Annotated in this window: 20 protein-coding genes; 3 read left to right on the top strand and 17 right to left on the bottom strand. The window is 64.8% G+C overall.

Annotated features, from left to right (window positions below; translation table 11 throughout):
* Positions 1–58: 58 nt before the first annotated feature.
* From dsbD to HA052_RS19105, 3 genes are all read left to right on the top strand, one after another.
* Positions 59–1,819 carry a protein-disulfide reductase DsbD gene (dsbD, locus tag HA052_RS19115; protein WP_346774575.1) on the top strand — a complete coding sequence of 587 codons (1,761 nt, stop codon included), beginning with the start codon at positions 59–61 and terminating at the stop codon, positions 1,817–1,819.
* Between the two features lie 89 nt (positions 1,820–1,908).
* A complete protein-coding gene (locus tag HA052_RS19110; RefSeq protein WP_166453123.1) occupies positions 1,909–3,021 on the top strand; it encodes an AI-2E family transporter in 1,113 nt (370 codons plus the stop codon).
* A gap of 26 nt (positions 3,022–3,047) precedes the next feature.
* Positions 3,048–3,671: a LysE family translocator gene (locus HA052_RS19105; RefSeq protein ID WP_166453122.1), complete on the top strand. Its 624-nt coding sequence runs from the start codon at positions 3,048–3,050 to the stop codon at positions 3,669–3,671.
* A 49-nt stretch (positions 3,672–3,720) separates the two neighbouring features.
* On the opposite strand, the gene HA052_RS19100 is transcribed toward HA052_RS19105, so the two are convergent.
* From HA052_RS19100 to frr, 17 genes are all read right to left on the bottom strand, one after another.
* Positions 3,721–4,056 (bottom strand): 2Fe-2S iron-sulfur cluster-binding protein, encoded by a 336-nt coding sequence (locus tag HA052_RS19100; RefSeq protein WP_166453121.1) that lies wholly within the window; start codon positions 4,054–4,056, stop codon positions 3,721–3,723.
* A 3-nt stretch (positions 4,057–4,059) separates the two neighbouring features.
* Entirely contained in the window at positions 4,060–5,253 is a 1,194-nt protein-coding gene (locus HA052_RS19095) for a molybdopterin molybdotransferase MoeA (protein WP_206118960.1), read from the bottom strand.
* On the bottom strand, positions 5,240–5,746 hold the full coding sequence (mobB, locus tag HA052_RS19090) for a molybdopterin-guanine dinucleotide biosynthesis protein B (protein WP_166453120.1): 507 nt from the start codon (positions 5,744–5,746) through the stop codon (positions 5,240–5,242). The genes HA052_RS19095 and mobB overlap by 14 nt, the downstream gene beginning before the upstream one ends.
* Before the next feature lie 203 nt (positions 5,747–5,949).
* Positions 5,950–6,162 (bottom strand): hypothetical protein, encoded by a 213-nt coding sequence (locus HA052_RS19085; RefSeq protein WP_166453119.1) that lies wholly within the window; start codon positions 6,160–6,162, stop codon positions 5,950–5,952.
* A gap of 55 nt (positions 6,163–6,217) precedes the next feature.
* Positions 6,218–6,709, bottom strand: a complete 492-nt coding sequence (locus HA052_RS19080; RefSeq protein WP_166453118.1) for a DNA-deoxyinosine glycosylase — start codon at positions 6,707–6,709, stop codon at positions 6,218–6,220.
* A complete protein-coding gene (gene rnhB, locus HA052_RS19075; protein ID WP_166453117.1) occupies positions 6,706–7,308 on the bottom strand; it encodes a ribonuclease HII in 603 nt (200 codons plus the stop codon). The genes HA052_RS19080 and rnhB overlap by 4 nt, the downstream gene beginning before the upstream one ends.
* Positions 7,305–8,477 (bottom strand): lipid-A-disaccharide synthase, encoded by a 1,173-nt coding sequence (lpxB, locus tag HA052_RS19070; RefSeq protein ID WP_166453116.1) that lies wholly within the window; start codon positions 8,475–8,477, stop codon positions 7,305–7,307. The genes rnhB and lpxB overlap by 4 nt, the downstream gene beginning before the upstream one ends.
* 5 nt (positions 8,478–8,482) lie before the next feature.
* Positions 8,483–9,259: an acyl-ACP--UDP-N-acetylglucosamine O-acyltransferase gene (lpxA, locus tag HA052_RS19065; RefSeq protein WP_206118959.1), complete on the bottom strand. Its 777-nt coding sequence runs from the start codon at positions 9,257–9,259 to the stop codon at positions 8,483–8,485.
* Positions 9,260–9,261: 2 nt separating this feature from the next.
* Positions 9,262–9,714 carry a 3-hydroxyacyl-ACP dehydratase FabZ gene (gene fabZ / locus HA052_RS19060; protein ID WP_019100286.1) on the bottom strand — a complete coding sequence of 151 codons (453 nt, stop codon included), beginning with the start codon at positions 9,712–9,714 and terminating at the stop codon, positions 9,262–9,264.
* The gene (gene lpxD / locus HA052_RS19055; RefSeq protein ID WP_166453115.1) at positions 9,707–10,771 is read right to left on the bottom strand and encodes a UDP-3-O-(3-hydroxymyristoyl)glucosamine N-acyltransferase; all 1,065 of its coding nucleotides are present in this window, start codon (positions 10,769–10,771) and stop codon (positions 9,707–9,709) included. Before lpxD ends, fabZ begins: the two co-directional genes overlap by 8 nt.
* Positions 10,772–10,879: 108 nt before the next feature.
* Positions 10,880–11,365, bottom strand: a complete 486-nt coding sequence (locus tag HA052_RS19050; protein WP_081548156.1) for an OmpH/Skp family outer membrane protein — start codon at positions 11,363–11,365, stop codon at positions 10,880–10,882.
* An 18-nt stretch (positions 11,366–11,383) separates the two neighbouring features.
* Positions 11,384–13,672, bottom strand: coding sequence for an outer membrane protein assembly factor BamA (gene bamA / locus HA052_RS19045; protein ID WP_081548154.1), 2,289 nt, complete (start codon positions 13,670–13,672; stop codon positions 11,384–11,386).
* Positions 13,673–13,681: 9 nt separating this feature from the next.
* Complete coding sequence (rseP, locus tag HA052_RS19040; protein WP_166453114.1) at positions 13,682–15,025, bottom strand: RIP metalloprotease RseP; 1,344 nt, start codon at positions 15,023–15,025, stop codon at positions 13,682–13,684.
* Entirely contained in the window at positions 15,019–16,203 is a 1,185-nt protein-coding gene (gene ispC / locus HA052_RS19035; protein WP_166453113.1) for a 1-deoxy-D-xylulose-5-phosphate reductoisomerase, read from the bottom strand. Before ispC ends, rseP begins: the two co-directional genes overlap by 7 nt.
* Before the next feature lie 16 nt (positions 16,204–16,219).
* On the bottom strand, positions 16,220–17,026 hold the full coding sequence (locus HA052_RS19030) for a phosphatidate cytidylyltransferase (RefSeq protein ID WP_081548148.1): 807 nt from the start codon (positions 17,024–17,026) through the stop codon (positions 16,220–16,222).
* A gap of 2 nt (positions 17,027–17,028) precedes the next feature.
* Positions 17,029–17,718, bottom strand: a complete 690-nt coding sequence (gene uppS / locus HA052_RS19025; protein ID WP_240937423.1) for a polyprenyl diphosphate synthase — start codon at positions 17,716–17,718, stop codon at positions 17,029–17,031.
* Between the two features lie 79 nt (positions 17,719–17,797).
* On the bottom strand, positions 17,798–18,355 hold the full coding sequence (gene frr, locus HA052_RS19020) for a ribosome recycling factor (RefSeq protein WP_081548144.1): 558 nt from the start codon (positions 18,353–18,355) through the stop codon (positions 17,798–17,800).
* Between the last annotated feature and the right edge of the window lie 54 nt (positions 18,356–18,409).

The raw sequence follows: 18,409 nt of genomic DNA, 5'->3' as shown, positions 1-18,409 counted from the left end.
CCATAAACCATAGAGTCATCCCGTGCCAATCAACTTATCGCTTCTCTCATCCCGGATCGTGGGCTTGCTCGCGGTCACGCTGGCCTGCCTGGGCTTGAGCCTGCCCGCGCACGCCGTCAACCAGGACGACCTGCTGCCGGCGGAGCAAGCCTTCGCCGCCAAGGTGGAACGCGCCGGCGACCAGCTCAAGCTGACGCTGGACGTGGCTCCCGGCTACTACCTGTACCGCGACCGCACCCAGATCAGCAGCCTGCCGGCAAACCTGGTGGGCGCGCCGCAGTTCCCGGCCGGCAAGGAAAAGAACGACCAGTACTTCGGCAAACAAACCGTATTCATCGGCAAGAACGTGATAACCGTGCCGCTGCAAGCCAACGCGCCGGCAGAGTTTGAGTTGCAAGTACGCCTGCAAGGCTGCGCCGACGCCGGCGTGTGCTACCCGCCTTACACCCACAAGCTCAAGGTGGGCGGCACGCCGTCCGCCGGCGGCAAGCTGGGCGAATGGCTGTCGGAGGCCCCCCCTCAGGGAAAGTCCTCGGCCGGCAACAATGAGCTGGCAGCCCAGGGTTGGCTGACCACATTGGGCACCTTTTTGCTGGCGGGCATCGGCATGGCGTTCACCGCCTGCATGTACCCGCTGCTGCCCATCGTTTCCTCATTGATTGCCGGCCAGGGCGCTACCCTGACCCGTCGCCGCGGCTTCCTGTTGTCCTTCACCTATGTGCAGGGCCTGGCGCTGACTTACACCGTGGTCGGCGTCATCGCCGGCCTTACCGGCGCCTTGCTCACCGTATGGCTGCAACAGCCGGCGGTGGTGCTGAGCGCCAGCGCGCTGATGGTGGTGTTCGCGCTGTCGATGTTCGACCTGTTCACCATCCAGCTGCCGTCGGCGCTGCAGTCGCGGCTGGCCGACACCTCCAACCACCTGTCCGGCGGCAAATTCGCCACCGTGTTCGCCATGGGCGCGCTGTCCGCGCTGATCATCGGCCCCTGCGTCGCCCCGCCGCTGGCGCTGGCGCTGGGCTATATAGGCAGCACCGGCGACGCCGCTCTGGGCGGCGCGGCGCTGTACGCGATGGCCTTGGGCCTGGGTCTGCCGCTGATCTTGATCGGCACTTTCGGCGGCCATGTGCTGCCCCGCGCCGGCGGCTGGATGAAAACCGTCAAAGCCGGTTTCGGCGTCGTAATGCTGGGCCTGGCCATCTGGCTGGCCACGCCCTTCCTGCCGGGCGCGCTGGTGATGCTGCTGTGGGCCTTGCTGCTGATAGGCAGCGCGGTGTCCCTGGGCGCGCTGGAGGCGCTGCCGAGCAACGCCGCCGCGCCGCGCCGGCTGGGGAAGGCCGCCGGGGTGGCCCTGCTGCTGATCGGCGCAGCGCAATTGGCCGGTCTGCTGGCCGGCGCCGACAACCCGCGCTATCCCTTGCGCTGGTTGGGTCAGGGCCAGGCGGAAGCCAAGGCCGCGGCGGTGTTCCAGCCGGTGGCCAACAGCGCCCAATTGGATGCGCTGCTGGCCAAGGCCAAGGCGGAGGGCAAGCCGCTGCTGCTGGACTTCTACGCCGACTGGTGCGTGTCCTGCAAGGAGATGGAGGCGGAAACCTTCCCTGACGCCGCGGTCGGCCGCCAAATGCAGGGCTATGTGCTGGTCAAGGCCGACGTCACCGCCAACAACGCGGAGCACCAGGCCTTGCTCAAGCGTTTCGGCCTGTTCGGCCCGCCGGGCATTATCCTGTTCGACAAACTGGGACAGGAGGCGGATCGCGTGATTGGCTTCACGCCGGCGGAAGCCTTCGCCAAGACCCTGGCGGCGGTGAACCCACAGTAGCCGCAAGCGCCAATTGCATTCACGCCCATTGCATTGCAGAATCAGCGGGCCGATCCAGATCGGCCCGTTTTTCATTTTCCGAGAGCCCCATGGCCATCAATAAAGCGTTCTCCAATGTCAGCATCCTGGCGGTGTTTCAGATCGCCATCATCGCGCTGCTGGTGATGTCCTGCCTGCGCGTGATCCAACCCTTTCTAGGCGCCCTGACCTGGGCCTCCATCATCGCCATTTCCGCTTGGCCAATGCATTGCCGGCTGCGGCAAAAGCTGGGGGAGCGTCACAAATTGGCCGCCCTGCTCATCGTGCTGGCCCTGGCCCTGGCGCTGGCCATCCCCATCGGCTTGATGGCGCTGACCCTGGCCGACACCCTGCCCCACTTGTCCGGCCTCACCCACGACCTGACCCAGCTGACCCTGCCCAATGCGCCGGCCTGGCTGGCCAATATCCCGGTGGTGGGCGAAAGCCTGCAAAAACTGTGGGCCAGCGTGCAAGCCGACCTGCCGGGTTTCTTCGAAAAAATTCGCCCGGCGGTGAACCAAGGCGCGTTGTGGCTATTGTCCGGCGGCGCCAATCTCAGCCTGAGCCTGCTGGAGATCGTGCTGGCCATCATCGTGTCCGGCCTGCTGTTGATCAACGGCGACCGGCTGTGGGACATGGTGGAGCTGATCGTGATCAAGCTGGGCGGCGCGCCGGCCGGCGAGCTACCCGACGTGATCGCCCGCACCATACGCAGCGTCACCACCGGCGTGGTGGGCACCGCGCTGGCGCAGACTATTCTGTGCGTGATCGGCCTCTTGATCGCCGGCGTGCCCGGCGCGCTGGTGCTGGGCTTCCTCTGCTTCATCGTCGCGGTGGCGCAGATGCCCACGCTGATCGTCTGGCTGCCGGCCGCGGCCTGGGTCTTTTACACTGGCAACACCGGCCTGGGCATCTTCCTGCTGGTTTGGGGCTTCTTGCTGATCAACACCATAGACAACATCCTGAAGCCCTTGCTGATCAGCCAGGGCGCTCAGATGCCGCTGTCGCTGATCTTCCTGGGCGTGATCGGCGGCCTGATCGCCTGGGGGGTGATAGGCCTGTTCATCGGCCCCACCCTGCTGGCGGTGGCCCTGACCATGCTGCGCCACTGGCTGCGCCCGGAATGTCCGGAACCCAAGGCCGGCGAGGCCGAGGCAGGCTGCGAAGAGCAGGCCGCGGATTAAAACCTGACACCAAGAGAGGCCCGACCATGACTTCCGCCGCCCTGCTCGCCTTCGCCTTCATCATGTCCGTAGGCATTCTCACTCCGGGGCCCACGGTCTTGCTGGCGCTGAGCAACGGTTCCCGCTTCGGCCTGCGCTACGCCTTGTTCGGCATGCTGGGCGCGGTGCTGGCCGACTTGCTGCTGGTACTGCTGGTGGGCCTGGGTTTCGGCGCGCTGCTAGCGGCATCGGAAACCTTGTTTCTGATCGTCAAATGGCTGGGCGTCGCGTTTCTCGCCTATGTCGGCCTGCAGATGCTGTTTGCCAAGGGCGAACTAGCCTCGGTGCATGACAGTGCGCGCCAGCCTTCACGCTGGACAGCCGTCGCCAAGAGCTTTTCCGTGGCCATGGGCAACCCCAAGTATTATTTCTTCATGTCCGCGCTGCTGCCGCAATTCGTCGCTCCAGCCGAGGCCCAGCTGCCTCAGTACCTGGCCTTGGCCACGGTGATCGTGGTGATCGACGTGCTGGCGATGAGCGGCTACGCGCTGCTGGGCGCGAAGTCGCTGCAGCTGTGGCAGGAAAACGGCGTGAAGTGGCTGAACCGCGTCAGCGGCGGCGCTTTGCTGGCCTTGGCGGGGTCGATCGCGCTGTACCGCAGGAGCGCTTGAGCGCCCAATGCAATAAACAAGGGCCCCTACGGGCCCTTTTTGTTGGCGCTCAAAACGCCGGACACTCCACTTCCCAATCGTCCTCGCTCAGATGCAGATGGCAGGCCAGCCGCCAAGGCCGCGCTTCGGTCCAGCATTCGCTGGCGGCTTGGGCAGCGTCAATCGCGCCTGCTCGCAACAGCACATTGCGTTCCTTGCGGCTGGGCCGCTGCTCCGCCTCCGGCGTCGCCAGCCTCACCTTGCAGGTGCCGCAAGTGCCCTGGCCGCAACGCCAGTGCAGGGGCACGTCCGCCAGCCGCGCCAGGTCCAGCAGATTGTCTCCGGGCATGGCCTGCTGCTCGCCGAGCAGCGCGCCGTTTTCATCGACGAAGCGGACGACGGGCACGGCTTACTGCACCAGCGGCAGATAGGCCAGCATGTCGCCGCGCGCCACCGCCTGGCCCGGCTCCAGCCGCACCAGGCCGTCGGCCCAGGCGCAGGACATCAGCACGCCGGAGCCTTGCTGCGGGTACAGTTCCAGCTGCCAGTGGCCGTCGACGCACACGCGCCGCACGCGGATGAACTCGCTGCGGCGCGCGTCCGGCCGGGTCCAGTCGAAGGCCGCCGGATACGGGCCTTCCGGCGCCAGCGCCGAGACCGGCAGGGCGGCGCGCCGTTCCAGGAAGGCGCGCGCCAGCACCTGGAAGGTGACGAAGCCGGACACCGGATTGCCCGGCAGGCCGATGAAGTCCGCCTGCCCCACCTTGCCGTAAGCCAGCGGCTTGCCCGGCTTGATCGCCAGTTTCCACAGGTCCAGCGAGCCCTCGGCCTCCACCGCGGCCTTGACGTGGTCTTCCTCGCCCACCGACACCCCGCCGCAGGTCATGATCACGTCGGCGGCGTCGGCGGCGTCGCGCAGCGCCTCTCGGGTGGCGCCCAGGGAATCGCGGACGATGCCCAGATCGATCACCTCGCAGCCCAGGCGCATCAGCGCCGGCGCCAGCCAGTAGCGGTTGGAGTTGTAGATCTGGCCGGCGGCCAGCGGCCGGCCCGGCTCCACCAGTTCGTCGCCGGTGAAGAATACCGCCACCCGCAGCGGGCGGCGCACCGTCAGCGTTTCCACGCCGATGGACGCGGCCAGGCCAATGTCGGCCGGGTTCAGCACTTTGCCGGCCGGCAGGATTTCCTGGCCGGCGCGGATGTCCTCGCCGCGACGGCGGATGTTCTGGCCGGCGCTGGCCGGCTGGCTGAAGCTCACCGTGCCGTCGGCGGCGGTTTCCGCCTGTTCCTGCATGATGACGGCGTCCGCGCCGGGCGGAATGGGCGCGCCGGTGAAGATGCGCGCCACGCTGCCGGCGGCCAGCGCCTGCGGCACGCTGCCGGCCGGCACCCGCTGCGACACCGGCATCGCCGCCGCTTGTTCGTCGGCGCGCAAGGCGTAGCCGTCCATCGCGCTATTGTCGTGCGGCGGCACGTCCAGCGTGGCCAGCACAGGCTCGGCCAGCACGCGGCCGGCGGCGGCCAGCAATTCGACTTGTTCGGTGGCGCTCAGCGGCTGGGCGCGCTCCAGCAGCCAGTCACGGGCTTGTTCAAAGCTCAGCATGGGGCAGATCCAATCGTGAAATCAGGAAGGCGGCGACGGCGTCGACGTCGTCGCGGTGAAACCAGGGAAGGTCCAGCGTTTGCGGCAGATCGCCGACCACGGCCAGCACCTGTCCATCGTGCGGATGCAGCGCCGGCGCGGCCAGCGCGCTGTTGACCACTTCTATCTTGGGAATGGCTTCGTGTTTGAAGCCTTCCGCCAGCACCAGGTCGCAAGGGCCCAGCATGGCCAGGTGGGCGGCCAGCGGCAGATCGTTGCTGTCCGCCAACTCCTCCACCAGCATGCGGCGGCGGGCCGAGGCCAGCAGCACTTGCGCGGCGCCGGCCTGGCGATGCCGCCAGCTGTCCTTGCCCGGCGTGTCCCAGTCCACATCGTGGTGGGTGTGTTTGACCACGGCGACGCGCAGGCCGCAGGCGGTCAGACGGGGAATCAGTTTTTCCAGCAAGGTGGTCTTGCCGCTGCCGGAATAGCCGGCGAAACCCAATACATGCATAGCGCCGACGCCCCCATAAAGATTCAGGCGGCCATGATAGCATGGCCGCCTGCGGGCTTGACTCCTACCAAAGAGCTAGCCGCCTAGAGCGTGTTTACGATCTTGCGGGCTAGGGCGAGACAAGGAGGAAACCGCTGAGAAAGAGGTTTTCAACGCTCCTGTCTAACTGTCCCGTTGACGCGCGGCGGATCGTAAACAACTTCTTAGGCCGCGTGAGCGAGCTTGTTGGCGGGTTCCGGCGTTTCAAAACGTTTCCAATCCACGATCATCACCTGGGTCAGGCCGCAGTCCACCGCCAGCTGCGCCTCGATTTCCTCCAGCACCTGATGGCAATGGATCACGCCGTTGATCACCACTTCGGCCCGGCGCATCACGCTGTCGTCCGGCGTGACAAACCATATGCAGTAATGGCCCATATTCGCTCCCCCAGATGGTTTCATCGCGACGACGAGCGCATTCGGCCATCGTCAACTACAAATATCGTCCCAGTTGCCGCCAAACTTCAAGTTTTCTGTCAAAGGCCAGAGTATGCGCCGGACTGGAAGAAGGCAAGGCCAGGATGTCCAGAGCCAGTCCGTCCAGCTGTCCGGCCGCGCGCGCGGCGGTGGCGCCGTTGAAAGCGACTGCGCGCAGCCGCGGCAGGCTTTGCGCCAGCTCGCGCAGATCGTTGGCGCGTTGATCGCGGATGGCGGTATCCAGGCTGCCCCGACGCCGCGCGCTGGCGATCACGTCCCAGAGCGCCACGCCGGCCTGTTGCAGCGCCTCCAGGCGCTCTGCGTAGGCCAGTTCGACCAAAGACCGGCCGGTGATCGCCTGCATCAGCGGCCAGAATTGATTGCGGGGGTGGGCGTAGTACTGGCCGGCCTGCAAGGAGGCGTCGCCGGGCAAGGAACCCAGCACCAAGACGCGGGCGTCCGGCCTCGCCACTGGCGGGAAGCAGGATTTGGCGGCCTCGCCGCTCAAAACAACTGCCCCTGCTGACGCAGCAGCCAGGCCTTGACCGGGCCGAAGCTTTTGCGATGCGCCGTCAAGGCGCCATGCTGTTCCAGCGCGGCCAGGTGTTCCGCGGTGGGATAACCCTTGTGGCGGGCGAAGCCGTATTGCGGATGCAAGGCGTCCAGCGCCACCAGTTCGGCGTCGCGCGCGGTCTTGGCCAGAATGGAGGCGGCGGAGATGGCCGCCACCTTGGCGTCGCCCTTGACGATGGCCTCGCCCGGCACCGGCAGCCCCTTGGGCACGCGGTTGCCGTCTATCAGCGCGCGCGTCGCCTGCGGCTGCAGGCCTTGCACCGCGCGCGTCATCGCCAGCATGGTGGCGTGCAGGATGTTGAGCTTGTCGATTTCCTCGACGCTGGCGCTGGCGATGCACCAGGCCAGCGCGTCGCGCTTGATCAGCAGCGCCAGTTCGTCCCGGCGGGCCTCGCTCAGCACTTTGGAATCCGCCAAGCCGGCGATGGGCCTGTCCGGATCCAGAATCACCGCGGCGGCGAACACCGCGCCGGCCAGCGGGCCGCGCCCGGCCTCGTCGACGCCGGCGACCCTCTCCAGACCAAGTCCGCTCATTGCCGCCCCGCCACTTGCAACACCGCGTCCGCGGCCAGCGCGGCGGTGTCCTGGCGCAGCGACTGATGCAGCTCGGTAAAGGTTTGCACCATCTCCCGTCGCGCGTCCTGATCTTCGTACAGCCTTTGCATCTCCGCCGCCAGCTTGGCCGGCGTGGCCTGCTTCTGCAGCAGTTCCGGCACCACGAAGCGGCCGCACAGGATATTGGGCAGGCCGACGTAAGGCAGCCGGATCTTGCGTTTGACCAGGCGGTAAGTCAGCGCGGACAGCTTGTAGCTGATCACCATGGGCTTCTTGGTCAGCGCCACTTCCAGCGTGGCGGTGCCGCTGGTGACCAGCACCGCGTCGCTGGCGATCATCGCCATCTGCGCGTGGCCGAACAGCTTGCGCAAGGGCAGATCCCAGCCCTTGCAGCGGGTCAGCATGCGGTCGAACAACTCCATTGTTGGACGCGTGGCCAGCGGCACCAGGAACTGAGCGTCGGGATAGGTTTTCAGCAATAGCTTGGCGGTTTCGATGTATAGCGGCGCCATGTGTTCCAGTTCGCCGACGCGGCTGCCCGGCATCAGGGTGAACACCGGCGCGCGCCGCGGCAGCCCCAGTTGTTCGCGCATCGCGTCCTGGTCCGGCCACAGCGGGATCTCGCTGGCCAGCGGGTGGCCGACATAGGTGACCGGCACCCCGGCCTGGCGGTACAAGGGCGGCTCCATCGGGAACAGGCACAGCATGTGGCTGACGCTGCGGCCTATCTTTTGCACCCGCTCCGGACGCCAGGCCCAAACCGAGGGGCTGACGTAGTGAACGGTGGGAATGCCGGCGCGCTTGAGCGCGGCTTCCAGATCCAGGTTGAAGTCGGGCGCGTCGATGCCGATGAAGACGTCCGGCCTCTCCGCGATCAGGCGGTCGCGCAGGGTGCGGCGGATGCGCAGCAGCTCCGGCAGACGCTTGAGCACCTCGGCATAGCCCATCACCGCCAGCCGGCTTTGCGGCGCATGGCTGACGAAGCCCCTGGCCTCCATCCGCGGGCCGCCGATGCCGGCGAACTCGATGTCGGGATAGCGCGCCAGCAGCGCGTCCATCAGGTGGGCGGCAAGAAGGTCGCCAGAGGCTTCCCCAGCCACCATGGCGACCTTCAGTGCCCGCTTGCTTTTAAACAAAGTGTCGGGCATGGATCTCAGCGAATGATGCCTCTGGCGGACTGGCCAAAGAAGCGGGTGAACGGCGCCAACTCGTCGTGGCCGGCGGCGGCTTCCTCCAGGATGGCGGTCTTGGCGTCCTCGAAGGACAGACCCTGGCGGTACAGCGTCTTGTAGGCGCCCCGCACGCGGCGGATCTGCTCGGCGCTGAAGCCCCGGCGCTTCATGCCTTCGGCGTTGATGCCGGAGGGCACCGCGCGGTTGCCGTGCGCCATCACGAACGGCGGCACGTCCTGGGCCACGGCGCTGGCGAAGGCGGTCATCGCGTGCTCGCCTATGATGGCGAACTGATGCACGCTGGTGAAGCCGCCCAGAATCACCCAGTCGCCCAGTTGCACGTGCCCGGCCAGCGTGGCGTTGTTGGCCAGGATCACGTTGTTGCCCACCTGGCAGTCATGCGCGACGTGCACATAGGCCATCACCCAGTTGTCGTTGCCGACGCGGGTCACGCCCACGTCCTGGGCGGTGCCGGTGTTGAAGGTGCAGAATTCGCGGATGGTGTTGTTGTCGCCGATTTCCAGACGCGTCGGCTCGCCGGCGTACTTCTTGTCCTGCGGCTGGGCGCCCAGCGAACAGAACTGGAAGATGCGGTTATTCTTGCCGATGGCGGTATGGCCCTCGATCACCACGTGAGGGCCCACCCAGCTGCCGCTGCCGATGCTGACGTTGGGGCCGATGATGGAGTAAGGGCCGATCTCGACGTCGTCGGCGATCCGGGCCTTGGGGTCGACGATGGCGGTTGGATGGATGGCCATGATCACACCTCGCGCTTGGCGCACATGATTTCGGCTTCGCAAGCCAGTTGGCCGTCCACCAGCGCGCGGGCGGAGTACTTGCCGATGCCGCGCTTGCTGGTGATTAGTTCCACTTCGAAGGTCAGCTGGTCGCCCGGCACCACTTGGCGCTTGAAGCGGGCGTTGTCGATGCCGACGAAGAAATACAGCTCGTTTTCGGCGCGCTCGCCCTGGCTGCGAATGGCTAGTATGCCGGCGGCCTGAGCCATCGCCTCGATGATCAGCACGCCCGGCATCACCGGGTATTGCTCGAAGTGGCCAACGAAGAACGGCTCGTTGATGGTGACATTCTTCAACGCCTTGATGCGCTTGTTTTCCTCGAATTCGGTGACGCGGTCCACCAGCAGGAAAGGATAGCGATGCGGCAGATAGCGCATGATTTCGCGGACATCGATGGTGACGGCGTGTTCAGACATTGGGGGATTCCTCCTGATTCTTCATTTCTTTGAGCTCGCGCTCGAGCTGCTTGAGCCGCTTGGCCATATCGTCCAGATGACGGACGTGCACGGCGTTGGCCAGCCACTCTTTCATCGGTTGCAATGGGTAAGACGAGGCGTAGGTGCCCGGCGTCTTGATCGACTTCGACACCAGGGTGCCGCCGCCGATATGAGTTTTGTCCGCTATTTCAATGTGGCCGACGAACATCGCCGCCCCGCCCACGGTGCAATAAGCGCCGATCTTGGCGCTGCCGGCGATGCCGACGCAGCCGGCGATGGCGGAATGCTCGCCGATCTGTACGTTGTGGGCGATCTGCACCAGGTTGTCCACCTTGGCGCCTTTCCTGATGACGGTGTCCGCCATCGCGCCGCGGTCCACCGTGGTGTTGGCGCCGATTTCCACATCGTCTTCAATGATGACGCGGCCGGTTTGCGGAATTTTGAACCAATGATCCTTATCCCAGGCCAGGCCGAAACCGTCGGCGCCGATCACGCTGCCGGAGTGCACGCCGACGCGGTTGCCCAACACGCAGCCGTGGTAAAGCGTGACGTTGGGGTACAACACCACATCGTCGCCCAACACGCAGTCGTCCCCCACCACCACGCCAGGCAGCAGGCGGCAGCGCTCGCCGATGACCGAGTTGCGGCCGATGCTGACGTGCTCGCGCACCTCCGCGCTGGCCGCTACCCGAGCGCCCTCGCCCAGCACCGCGCTGGGGTGCACGCCGGCTTGCGGCTGCGGCTGCGGGTGGAACAGGGCCGCCAGGCGGGCAAAGTAGAGATAGGGGTCGGCGGCGACGATCCAGGAGCGCTGGCTCCAGGCCTCGCTCTGCGCCAGTTCTTCCGCCATTTTGGGCGAAACAATCACCGCGCTGGCGCCGCTGTCGTCCAATTGCTTGCGATACTTGGGATTGGCCAGAAAAGCGATGTCGCCGGCCGCGGCCGCTTCCAGCGGCGCCAGGCGACCGACCGTCAGGTCCGGGCCGGCACGCTCGCCGCCCAACCTTTCGATAATGAATGAGAGGGTATAAGCCATCAAAAACGAAAGCCGACCTGGGGTCGGCTTGCTCCCGTAATTATGTGTTGGCGCACCGGCCGCAGCCGGGCGCATCCGGGACGGCGCTTACGCCGCCCCGCCCTGCCTTCAGCGTTCCAGTTCCTTCAGAACCTTGGGCGTCAGGTCGTACTTGGGGTTCACATACACCACGTCTTGCAGGATCAGATCGTACTGCTCGCGCTCGGCAAGTTGCTTGAGCGCGCGGTTGGCCCGCTCCTGCACCGAAGCGAACTCCTCGTTGCGGCGCTGGTTGAAGTCCTCGGACAGCTCGCGGCCCTTGGCCCGGTAATCCCGGTCCAGCGCCGCGTACTCGCGCTCATAGCGCTTGCGGTCGTCGGAATTCAAGCTGCTCTTGGCCAGCTGAGACTCCAGCTCCTTGGCGCGCGCCTCCATCTTTTTCAGCTCGTTGCGCCGCTCGCCAAACTCCTTGTCCAGACGCTTCTGGATGGCGATGGCCGGCGCGGCTTCGCGATAAATGCGCTCAGTGTTGACATAGCCCATTTTGAGTTCGGCCGCCTGGGCCGACATGGCGGCCATGGATAAGAGCACGGCCGCCCATTGCAATGCTTTCATATAACAACCCCGTCAATTTTAGAACACGGTACCCAGCTGGAATTGGAAGCGCTGGACTTTGTCGTTGTCCTTCTTCTTCAGCGGATTGGCGATACTGAATTTCATCGGGCCAATCGGAGACAGCCAGGTCAACGCCACGCCCGCGGAATAACGCATGCCGTCGCCAGCGGAACTGCCGGCCACCGACGGATCCCACAAGGTGCCGGCGTCGAAGAACAGGCTAGTGCGCACCGACTTATTGTCCTTCATTCCAGGGAAGGGGAACAGCACTTCAGCGTTGGCCACCGCCTTGCGGGTACCGCCCAGGTAGTCGCCGTTGGTGTCGCGCGGGCCGATACTGCTGGTGTCGTAACCGCGCACCGAGCCCAGGCCGCCCATGTAGAAGTTCTGGAAGAACGGCAGACGCGAGGTTTTGCCGTAACCGTCGGCGTAGCCCAGCTCGCCGTTCAGCATCAGCGTGAAGGTCTTGGTCAACGGGAAGAACCAGGTCTGCTGATGAGTCAGGCGATAGTACTGCAGATCGCCGCCCGGCAGGCCGGCGTCCGCGCCCACCTTGATCACCGCGCCGCGAGTCGGCCACAACGCGCTGTCGCGAGTGTCGCGGCCCCAGCTGATGGTGCCCAGCAGCGTGTTGTTGCTGGCGCCGTACTGGTTGACGAAGTCCTTGTAACGCTGCGGACTGTTGTCGTAGGTGCTGATCTTGGTGTTTTCCGCGCCGATGCTGAAGTTGATGCGGTCGTACTCGGTCACCGGCACCCCGAAGCGCACCGCGCCGCCTATGGTGCTGGTCTTGTACGCGGAAATATTGGTGGCGTCCGGGTTGTAGACGCGGTTGTACAGGTCGTAGCCCAGGCTGACGCCGTCCGGCGTGAAATACGGATCGGTGAAGGACAGCGACAGGTTCTTGTTCACCTTGCCGGTGGACAGGCCCAGCGACATGTATTTGCCGGAGCCGAAGATATTGCTCTGCGACAGGTTGGCGGACAATTGCACGCCCTCACCCTGCACGAAGCCGATACCAGCGGACACGCTGCCGGTGGAGCGCTCCTTCAGGCTGATGTTCATGTCCACCTGATCGGCGGCGTCCGGCACCGCCGGGGTTTCTATGTTGACGTCTTCGAAATAGCCCAACAGCTCAACGCGTTCCTTGCTGCGCTTGATCTTGTCCGCGCCGTAAGGAGCGCCTTCCAGCTGACGCAATTCGCGGCGGATCACTTCGTCGCGGGTCTTGGTGTTGCCGGCGATGTTGACGCGGCGCACATAAGTCTTGCGGCCCGGATCCACAAAGAAGGTGAAGGCCACCGTCTGTTTTTCGTGGTCGATGTCCGGCAACACGTTGACGTTGGCGAAGGCGTAGCCGGCCTGGCCCAGGCGGTCGCTCAGCGATTTCACCGATTCGGTGATACGCTCGTTGTTGAAGGTGTCCCCGGACTTGGCTTGAATCAGCTTGCGCAAGTCCGCTTCCGGCACCTTGAGATCGCCGGCCAGCTTGATGTCGGAGATGGTGAACTTCTTGCCTTCGTGAATATTCACCGTCAGGAACATATCCTGCTTGTCGGCGCTGATCGACACCTGGGTGGAGTCGATGTTGAACTCCAGATAACCCTGGTTCTGGTAGAAGGCCTTGAGTTTTTCCAGGTCGCCGGTCAGCTTCTGCTTGGAATACTGGTCGTCCTTGGTTACCCACGACAACCAGCCGCCGGTGGTCAGGCTGAACTGATCAATCAGCTCGGACTGTTTGAAGGCGCTGGCGCCAACGATGCGGATTTCCTTGATGCGCGCGGTCACGCCCTCGTTGATGTCCAGCGTCACCGCCACGCGGTTGCGTTCCAGCTTGGTCACCGACGGGGTCACTTCCACGGAGTACTTGCCGCGGCTGTAATACTGGCGCTTGAGTTCCTGCACCGCGCCGTCCAGCAGCGCCTGATCGAAAATCAGCGATTCGGCGAAGCCGTTGTCCTTCAAGGCCTTTTTCAGTTGGTCCTTGCTGAACTCCTTGGCGCCGTTGATGTTGAGCTGGCTGACCACCGGGCGCTCGGCCACGGCCACGATCACCACGCTGTCGCGCGATTCGATGCGCACATCGTTGAAGAAGCCGGTGGCGAACAAGGCCTTGATCGCCTCATTGGCCTTCTGGTCGTTAAAGGTGTCGCCCACCTTGACCGGCAGATAATTGAACACGGTGCCGGGTTCGGTGCGCTGCAGGCCCTCGACTCGGATGTCCTTGATGACGAACGGATCAACAGCCCAGGCCATGGAGGCCGTAGTCAAGCCCAATACGGCTGCTGCAAGCAATTTCAATTTCATAGATCGGTTTTAACCCCCAAATAGGCGGCTGAAATCATTCAGCAAGGCAAACGCCATCAAAGACGCCAGCAAGATGAAGCCAATTTTTTGTCCGAACAATTGCGCCCGCTCACTGACGGGGCGGCCTCTGATCAACTCCGCGACATAATACATTAAGTGCCCGCCATCCAGAACTGGAATCGGCAGCAGATTCAGCACGCCGATGCTGATGCTGATCAGCGCCAGAAACTCCAGATAAGGCGTCAAACCCTCGCGAGCGGTCTGGCCGGCGACATTGGCGATGGTCAGCGGACCGGACAAATTATCCAGCGAAGCCTGGCCCATCAGCATGCGCCCCATGAATTTGACGCTCATCCAGCCGGTATCCCAGGTCTTGGCCAGGGCGGCCAGGCCGGCCTGCGCCGCCGAATAATGTTCGGTGTACAGCAGCTGGCGGCCCCAACCTGCGTCCGCCTGCGGCGCGGCGCCGATGCGTCCCACCACTTCGCCGTCCTGCTGGTGGGCCTGCGGCCGCACCTTGAGACTCATGATGTCCGCGCCGCGCTGGATTTTCACGTCCAGATCGCGCCCCGGGCTGTTGCGCACCTGCGCCACCCAGCCTTCCCAACTGCTCAGCGCCTGGCCGTTGAGCGCCAGCAGCTTGTCGCCCGGCTTGAGGCCGGCGCTTTGCGCGGCACCGCCCTCTTCCAACGCGCCGATCACCGGCAAAAAGCGCCCCGGCGTCAGACCGGTGCTGCCTTGCTGCATCGCGGTCACCGCCTTGTCGCCGAAGCGGGCCGGATCGATGCGGCGTTCAGCCCGAGCACCGGCGGCGGTTTCCACTTGCACCACGGTGGCGTCCGGCGACATCGCCGCCTCCACCAGGGCGAGACGGATCTGCTGCCAGTTGGCCACCGGTTGACCGGCCACGCTCAGAATGCGGTCGCCGGGCGCGAAGCCGGCCGCCGCCGCCGGGGTCTGCGCCACCACGGTGCCTACCAGAGGCCTGATCTGAGTCACACCCTGACCCATCACCACCCAGTACAACAGCACCGCCAGAAAAAGATTGGCCAGCGGGCCGGCGGCGACAATGGCGATGCGCTTCAGCACATGCTGATTGTTGAACGCCTGCGGACGCAGCTCTTCCGTCACCGGACCCTCGCGCTCGTCCAGCATGCGCACGTAACCTCCCAGCGGGATCGGGCAGATCACCCATTCGGTGCCCTTGCGCCAATACGACCACAGCGGCTTGCCGAAGCCGATGGAAAAACGTAACACCTTGACCCCGCACAGCCGGGCCACCCAGTAGTGGCCCAGTTCGTGAAACGTCACCAAGACGCCGATGGCGACCAGGAAGGCAAGCAGGGTCAACATGCGGCCACCCGTTGCAACGCGAAGGCGCGCGCTTCCTCATCTTTGGCCAACAAGCCCTCGACCGAGTCGCTGCCCGCCAGGCTGACGCCATCCAAAGCGGCGGACACCACCGCGGGGATATCGACGAAACGCAGGCGCCCATGCAGGAAGGCGTCCACGGCGACTTCATTCGCCGCGTTCAGCACCGCCGGCGCGTCGCCGCCCAGGCGCAGCACGTCGAAAGCCAGTTTCAGACAAGGGAAGCGCTCCAGATCGGGCGCTTCGAAAGTGAGATTGGACAAGGAGAAAAAGTCCAGCGAGCTCACGCCGGCTTCGACTCGCTCCGGCCAGGCCAGCGCGCAGGCGATAGGCGTGCGCATGTCCGGCGCGCCCAACTGGGCCATCACCGAACCGTCGCGATATTGCACCATGGAATGAATCACGCTTTGCGGATGCACCACCACTTCGATGCGTTCCGGCGGCGCGGAAAACAACCAATGCGCCTCGATCACTTCCAGGCCCTTATTCATCAGGGAAGCGGAGTCGACGGAAATCTTGCGCCCCATCACCCAGTTGGGATGACGGCAGGCGTCGTCCGGAGTGACGCGCAGCAAGTCCTCCGCCGAAGACTGACGGAAGGGGCCGCCGGAAGCGGTGAGGATGATCTTGCGGATGCCGGCGGCGTCCAAATTGCCGGCATAGTCGTGCGGCAGCGACTGAAAGATGGCGCTGTGCTCGCTGTCCACCGGCAGCAGGGTCGCACCGTGGCGGCGCGCCGCGTCCATGAACAGACGGCCGGCCACCACCAAGGATTCCTTGTTGGCCAACAAAATGCGCTTGCCGGCGCGCGCCGCCGCCATCGCGGACGGCAGACCGGCGGCGCCGACGATGGCGGCCATCACCACGTCGACCTCCGGCAGCGCCGCCACCTGGGCCAAGGCGGCCGGGCCGTGCAGCACCTCGGCATTCACGCCGGCCTCGGCCAAGCGTCCGCGCAAGGCTTCCGCGGACGCGGCGTCGCCAGTCACCACGTAGGCCGGCCGGAATTGCACCGCCTGCTCGAACAAGCGCTCAACCTGGCGGTTGCCGCTTAGCGCCACCACCCGGTAACGCTCGGGGTGGCGCGCCACCACGTCCAACGTATTGACGCCCACGCTGCCGGTGGCGCCGAGAACGACAATCCCTTGCGGTTTCGTCATTAAAGTGTTCCTGCGGTTACATGCCGCCCAGAGCGCGCAGCGCGTTGCTGACGGCGAGGACGGCGATAAGACTGTCGATACGGTCGTACACGCCGCCGTGACCGGGCAACAAACTGCTGCTGTCCTTGATCCCCGACGCGCGCTTGAACCAGGATTCCAGCAGATCACCCATCACGCTGACCGCGCTCAGCGGCAGCGCCAACAGCAACAGCGCCCAAATCGGCAAGCCGATGTCTATCCAGCCCAGATGATCCACCAGCGCCACGTACAGCGCCACGCAGATCACGCCACCGTACACCCCTTCCCAGCTCTTGCCCGGACTAATGGACGGCGCCAGCTTGCGCCGGCCGAAAGCCTTGCCGGAGAAATAAGCAGCGATGTCCGCCACCCACACCAGGCCCATCACCGCCAGCAAGGCGAAAGCGTCCGCCGCTCCGGGATGCGGCCGCCATTCCAGGAAGGCGAACCAGGCCGGCAGCATCAGAAGCCAGCCCAGCAGCCAGGCCGTCGCGCCCTGGCGGATACGCCAACGCTTGGCCAGCCAGCACGGCACCAATAGCAGCCAGAACGCCAGCGTCAGCGCGTGCTCAAGCGGGCCCAGCCGGTAATGGCCGAACCAGGCCGTCGCGGCCAGCGCGCTGCTAACGGCCAGATACAGCCACTTGCCTGTACCGGCCATGCCGGCCATGCGGCTGAACTCCCACAAGGCCAACACGATGATCAGCCAGGAGAAGCCGGCCCAGGCTTCGGCCGGGAACAGAAACAGCGCCGCCAGCATCAGCGGCAGCAGCACCAGGGCGGTCAGAACGCGTGTCAGCAGCATGGCTAGCGCCCGTCCCGGCGCAGATGCTCGGGCAATTGCTCGCTGGTGCGCCCAAAGCGACGCTCACGGCACTGGTAGGAGCCGATGGCGGTTTCCAGCGCCGCGCGGTCGAAGTCCGGCCACAGCGTTTCGGTGAAGTAGAGCTCGGAATAAGCCAGCTGCCACAGCAGGAAGTTGCTGATGCGCTGCTCGCCGCCGGTGCGGATGAACAGGTCCGGTTCCGGCGCCCACGGCATCGACAGGCGCTGGCTCAGCGCCTCTTCGTCGATATGGGTGGCGCCCTCTGCGATCAGGCCGTTGACCGCATTGAGAATATCCCAGCGGCCGCCGTAGTCGGCGGCGATGTTCAAGGCCAGACCATCGTTGCCGGCGGTCTTTTCCTCGGCGCGCAGAATGCGTTCCTGCAAATCCGCGCTGAAACGCTCGCGAGAGCCCAATACCCGCAAACGGATATTGTTGTTGTGCAGTTTGCTCACCTCGTGCTCCAGCGCGCGAATGAACAGGTCCATCAGGAAAGACACTTCCTCCTGCGGACGCCGCCAGTTCTCGGTGGAGAACGCGAACAGGGTCAGGTATTCGACGCCCAGTTCCTTGCAGGCTCCGACGATCTCGCGCACGGTGTCCAGGCCGCGCTTGTGGCCGGCCACGCGCGGCAAGAAGCGCTTCTTGGCCCAGCGGCCGTTGCCATCCATGATGATGGCGATATGCCGGGGCACGGAACGCACCTCCGGCACATCCTTGGTAGAGCTTGCAAACAAGGTACGGCGCTCCTTAGACGGCCATCAGGTCGGCTTCCTTGGCGGCCAGGGCCTTGTCGATTTCGACGGTGTATTTGTCGGTCAGCTTCTGGATCTCATCCTGGCCGCGACGCTCGTCGTCCTCGGTAATGGCCTTGTCTTTAAGCAGGTTCTTGAATTCGTTGTTGGCGTCGCGGCGGATATTGCGCACGGCCACGCGCGCGCCTTCGGCTTCGCCGCGCACAACCTTGATCAGGTCGCGGCGACGCTCTTCGGTCAGCATCGGCATCGGCACGCGGATGATCTCGCCCATGGAAGCCGGGTTCAGGCCCAGGTCGGAGTCGCGGATCGCTTTTTCGATCTTGGCCAGCATCGGCTTTTCCCAGGGCTGCACGCCGATAGTACGCGCGTCCACCAGGGTCACGTTGGCCACCTGGCTGATGGGCACGTCGCTGCCATAGTAGTCCACCATGACATGATCAAGAATGCCGGTATGGGCGCGACCGGTGCGCACCTTGCTCAGGTCGGTCTTAAACGCTTCCAGCGACTTCTGCATTTTCTGCTCGGCAGATTTCTTGATGTCGTTAATCATGTCCACTCCAAATCGAAACTTAAAAAGACAAGGCGAAAACGGCCATTGCCGCTT

The sequence above is a fragment of the Chromobacterium fluminis genome (assembly GCF_011602385.1).
Taxonomy (GTDB): domain Bacteria; phylum Pseudomonadota; class Gammaproteobacteria; order Burkholderiales; family Chromobacteriaceae; genus Chromobacterium; species Chromobacterium fluminis.
Note: the sequence above shows the minus strand (reverse complement) of the source record. Positions and strands in the feature narration are given on the sequence as shown.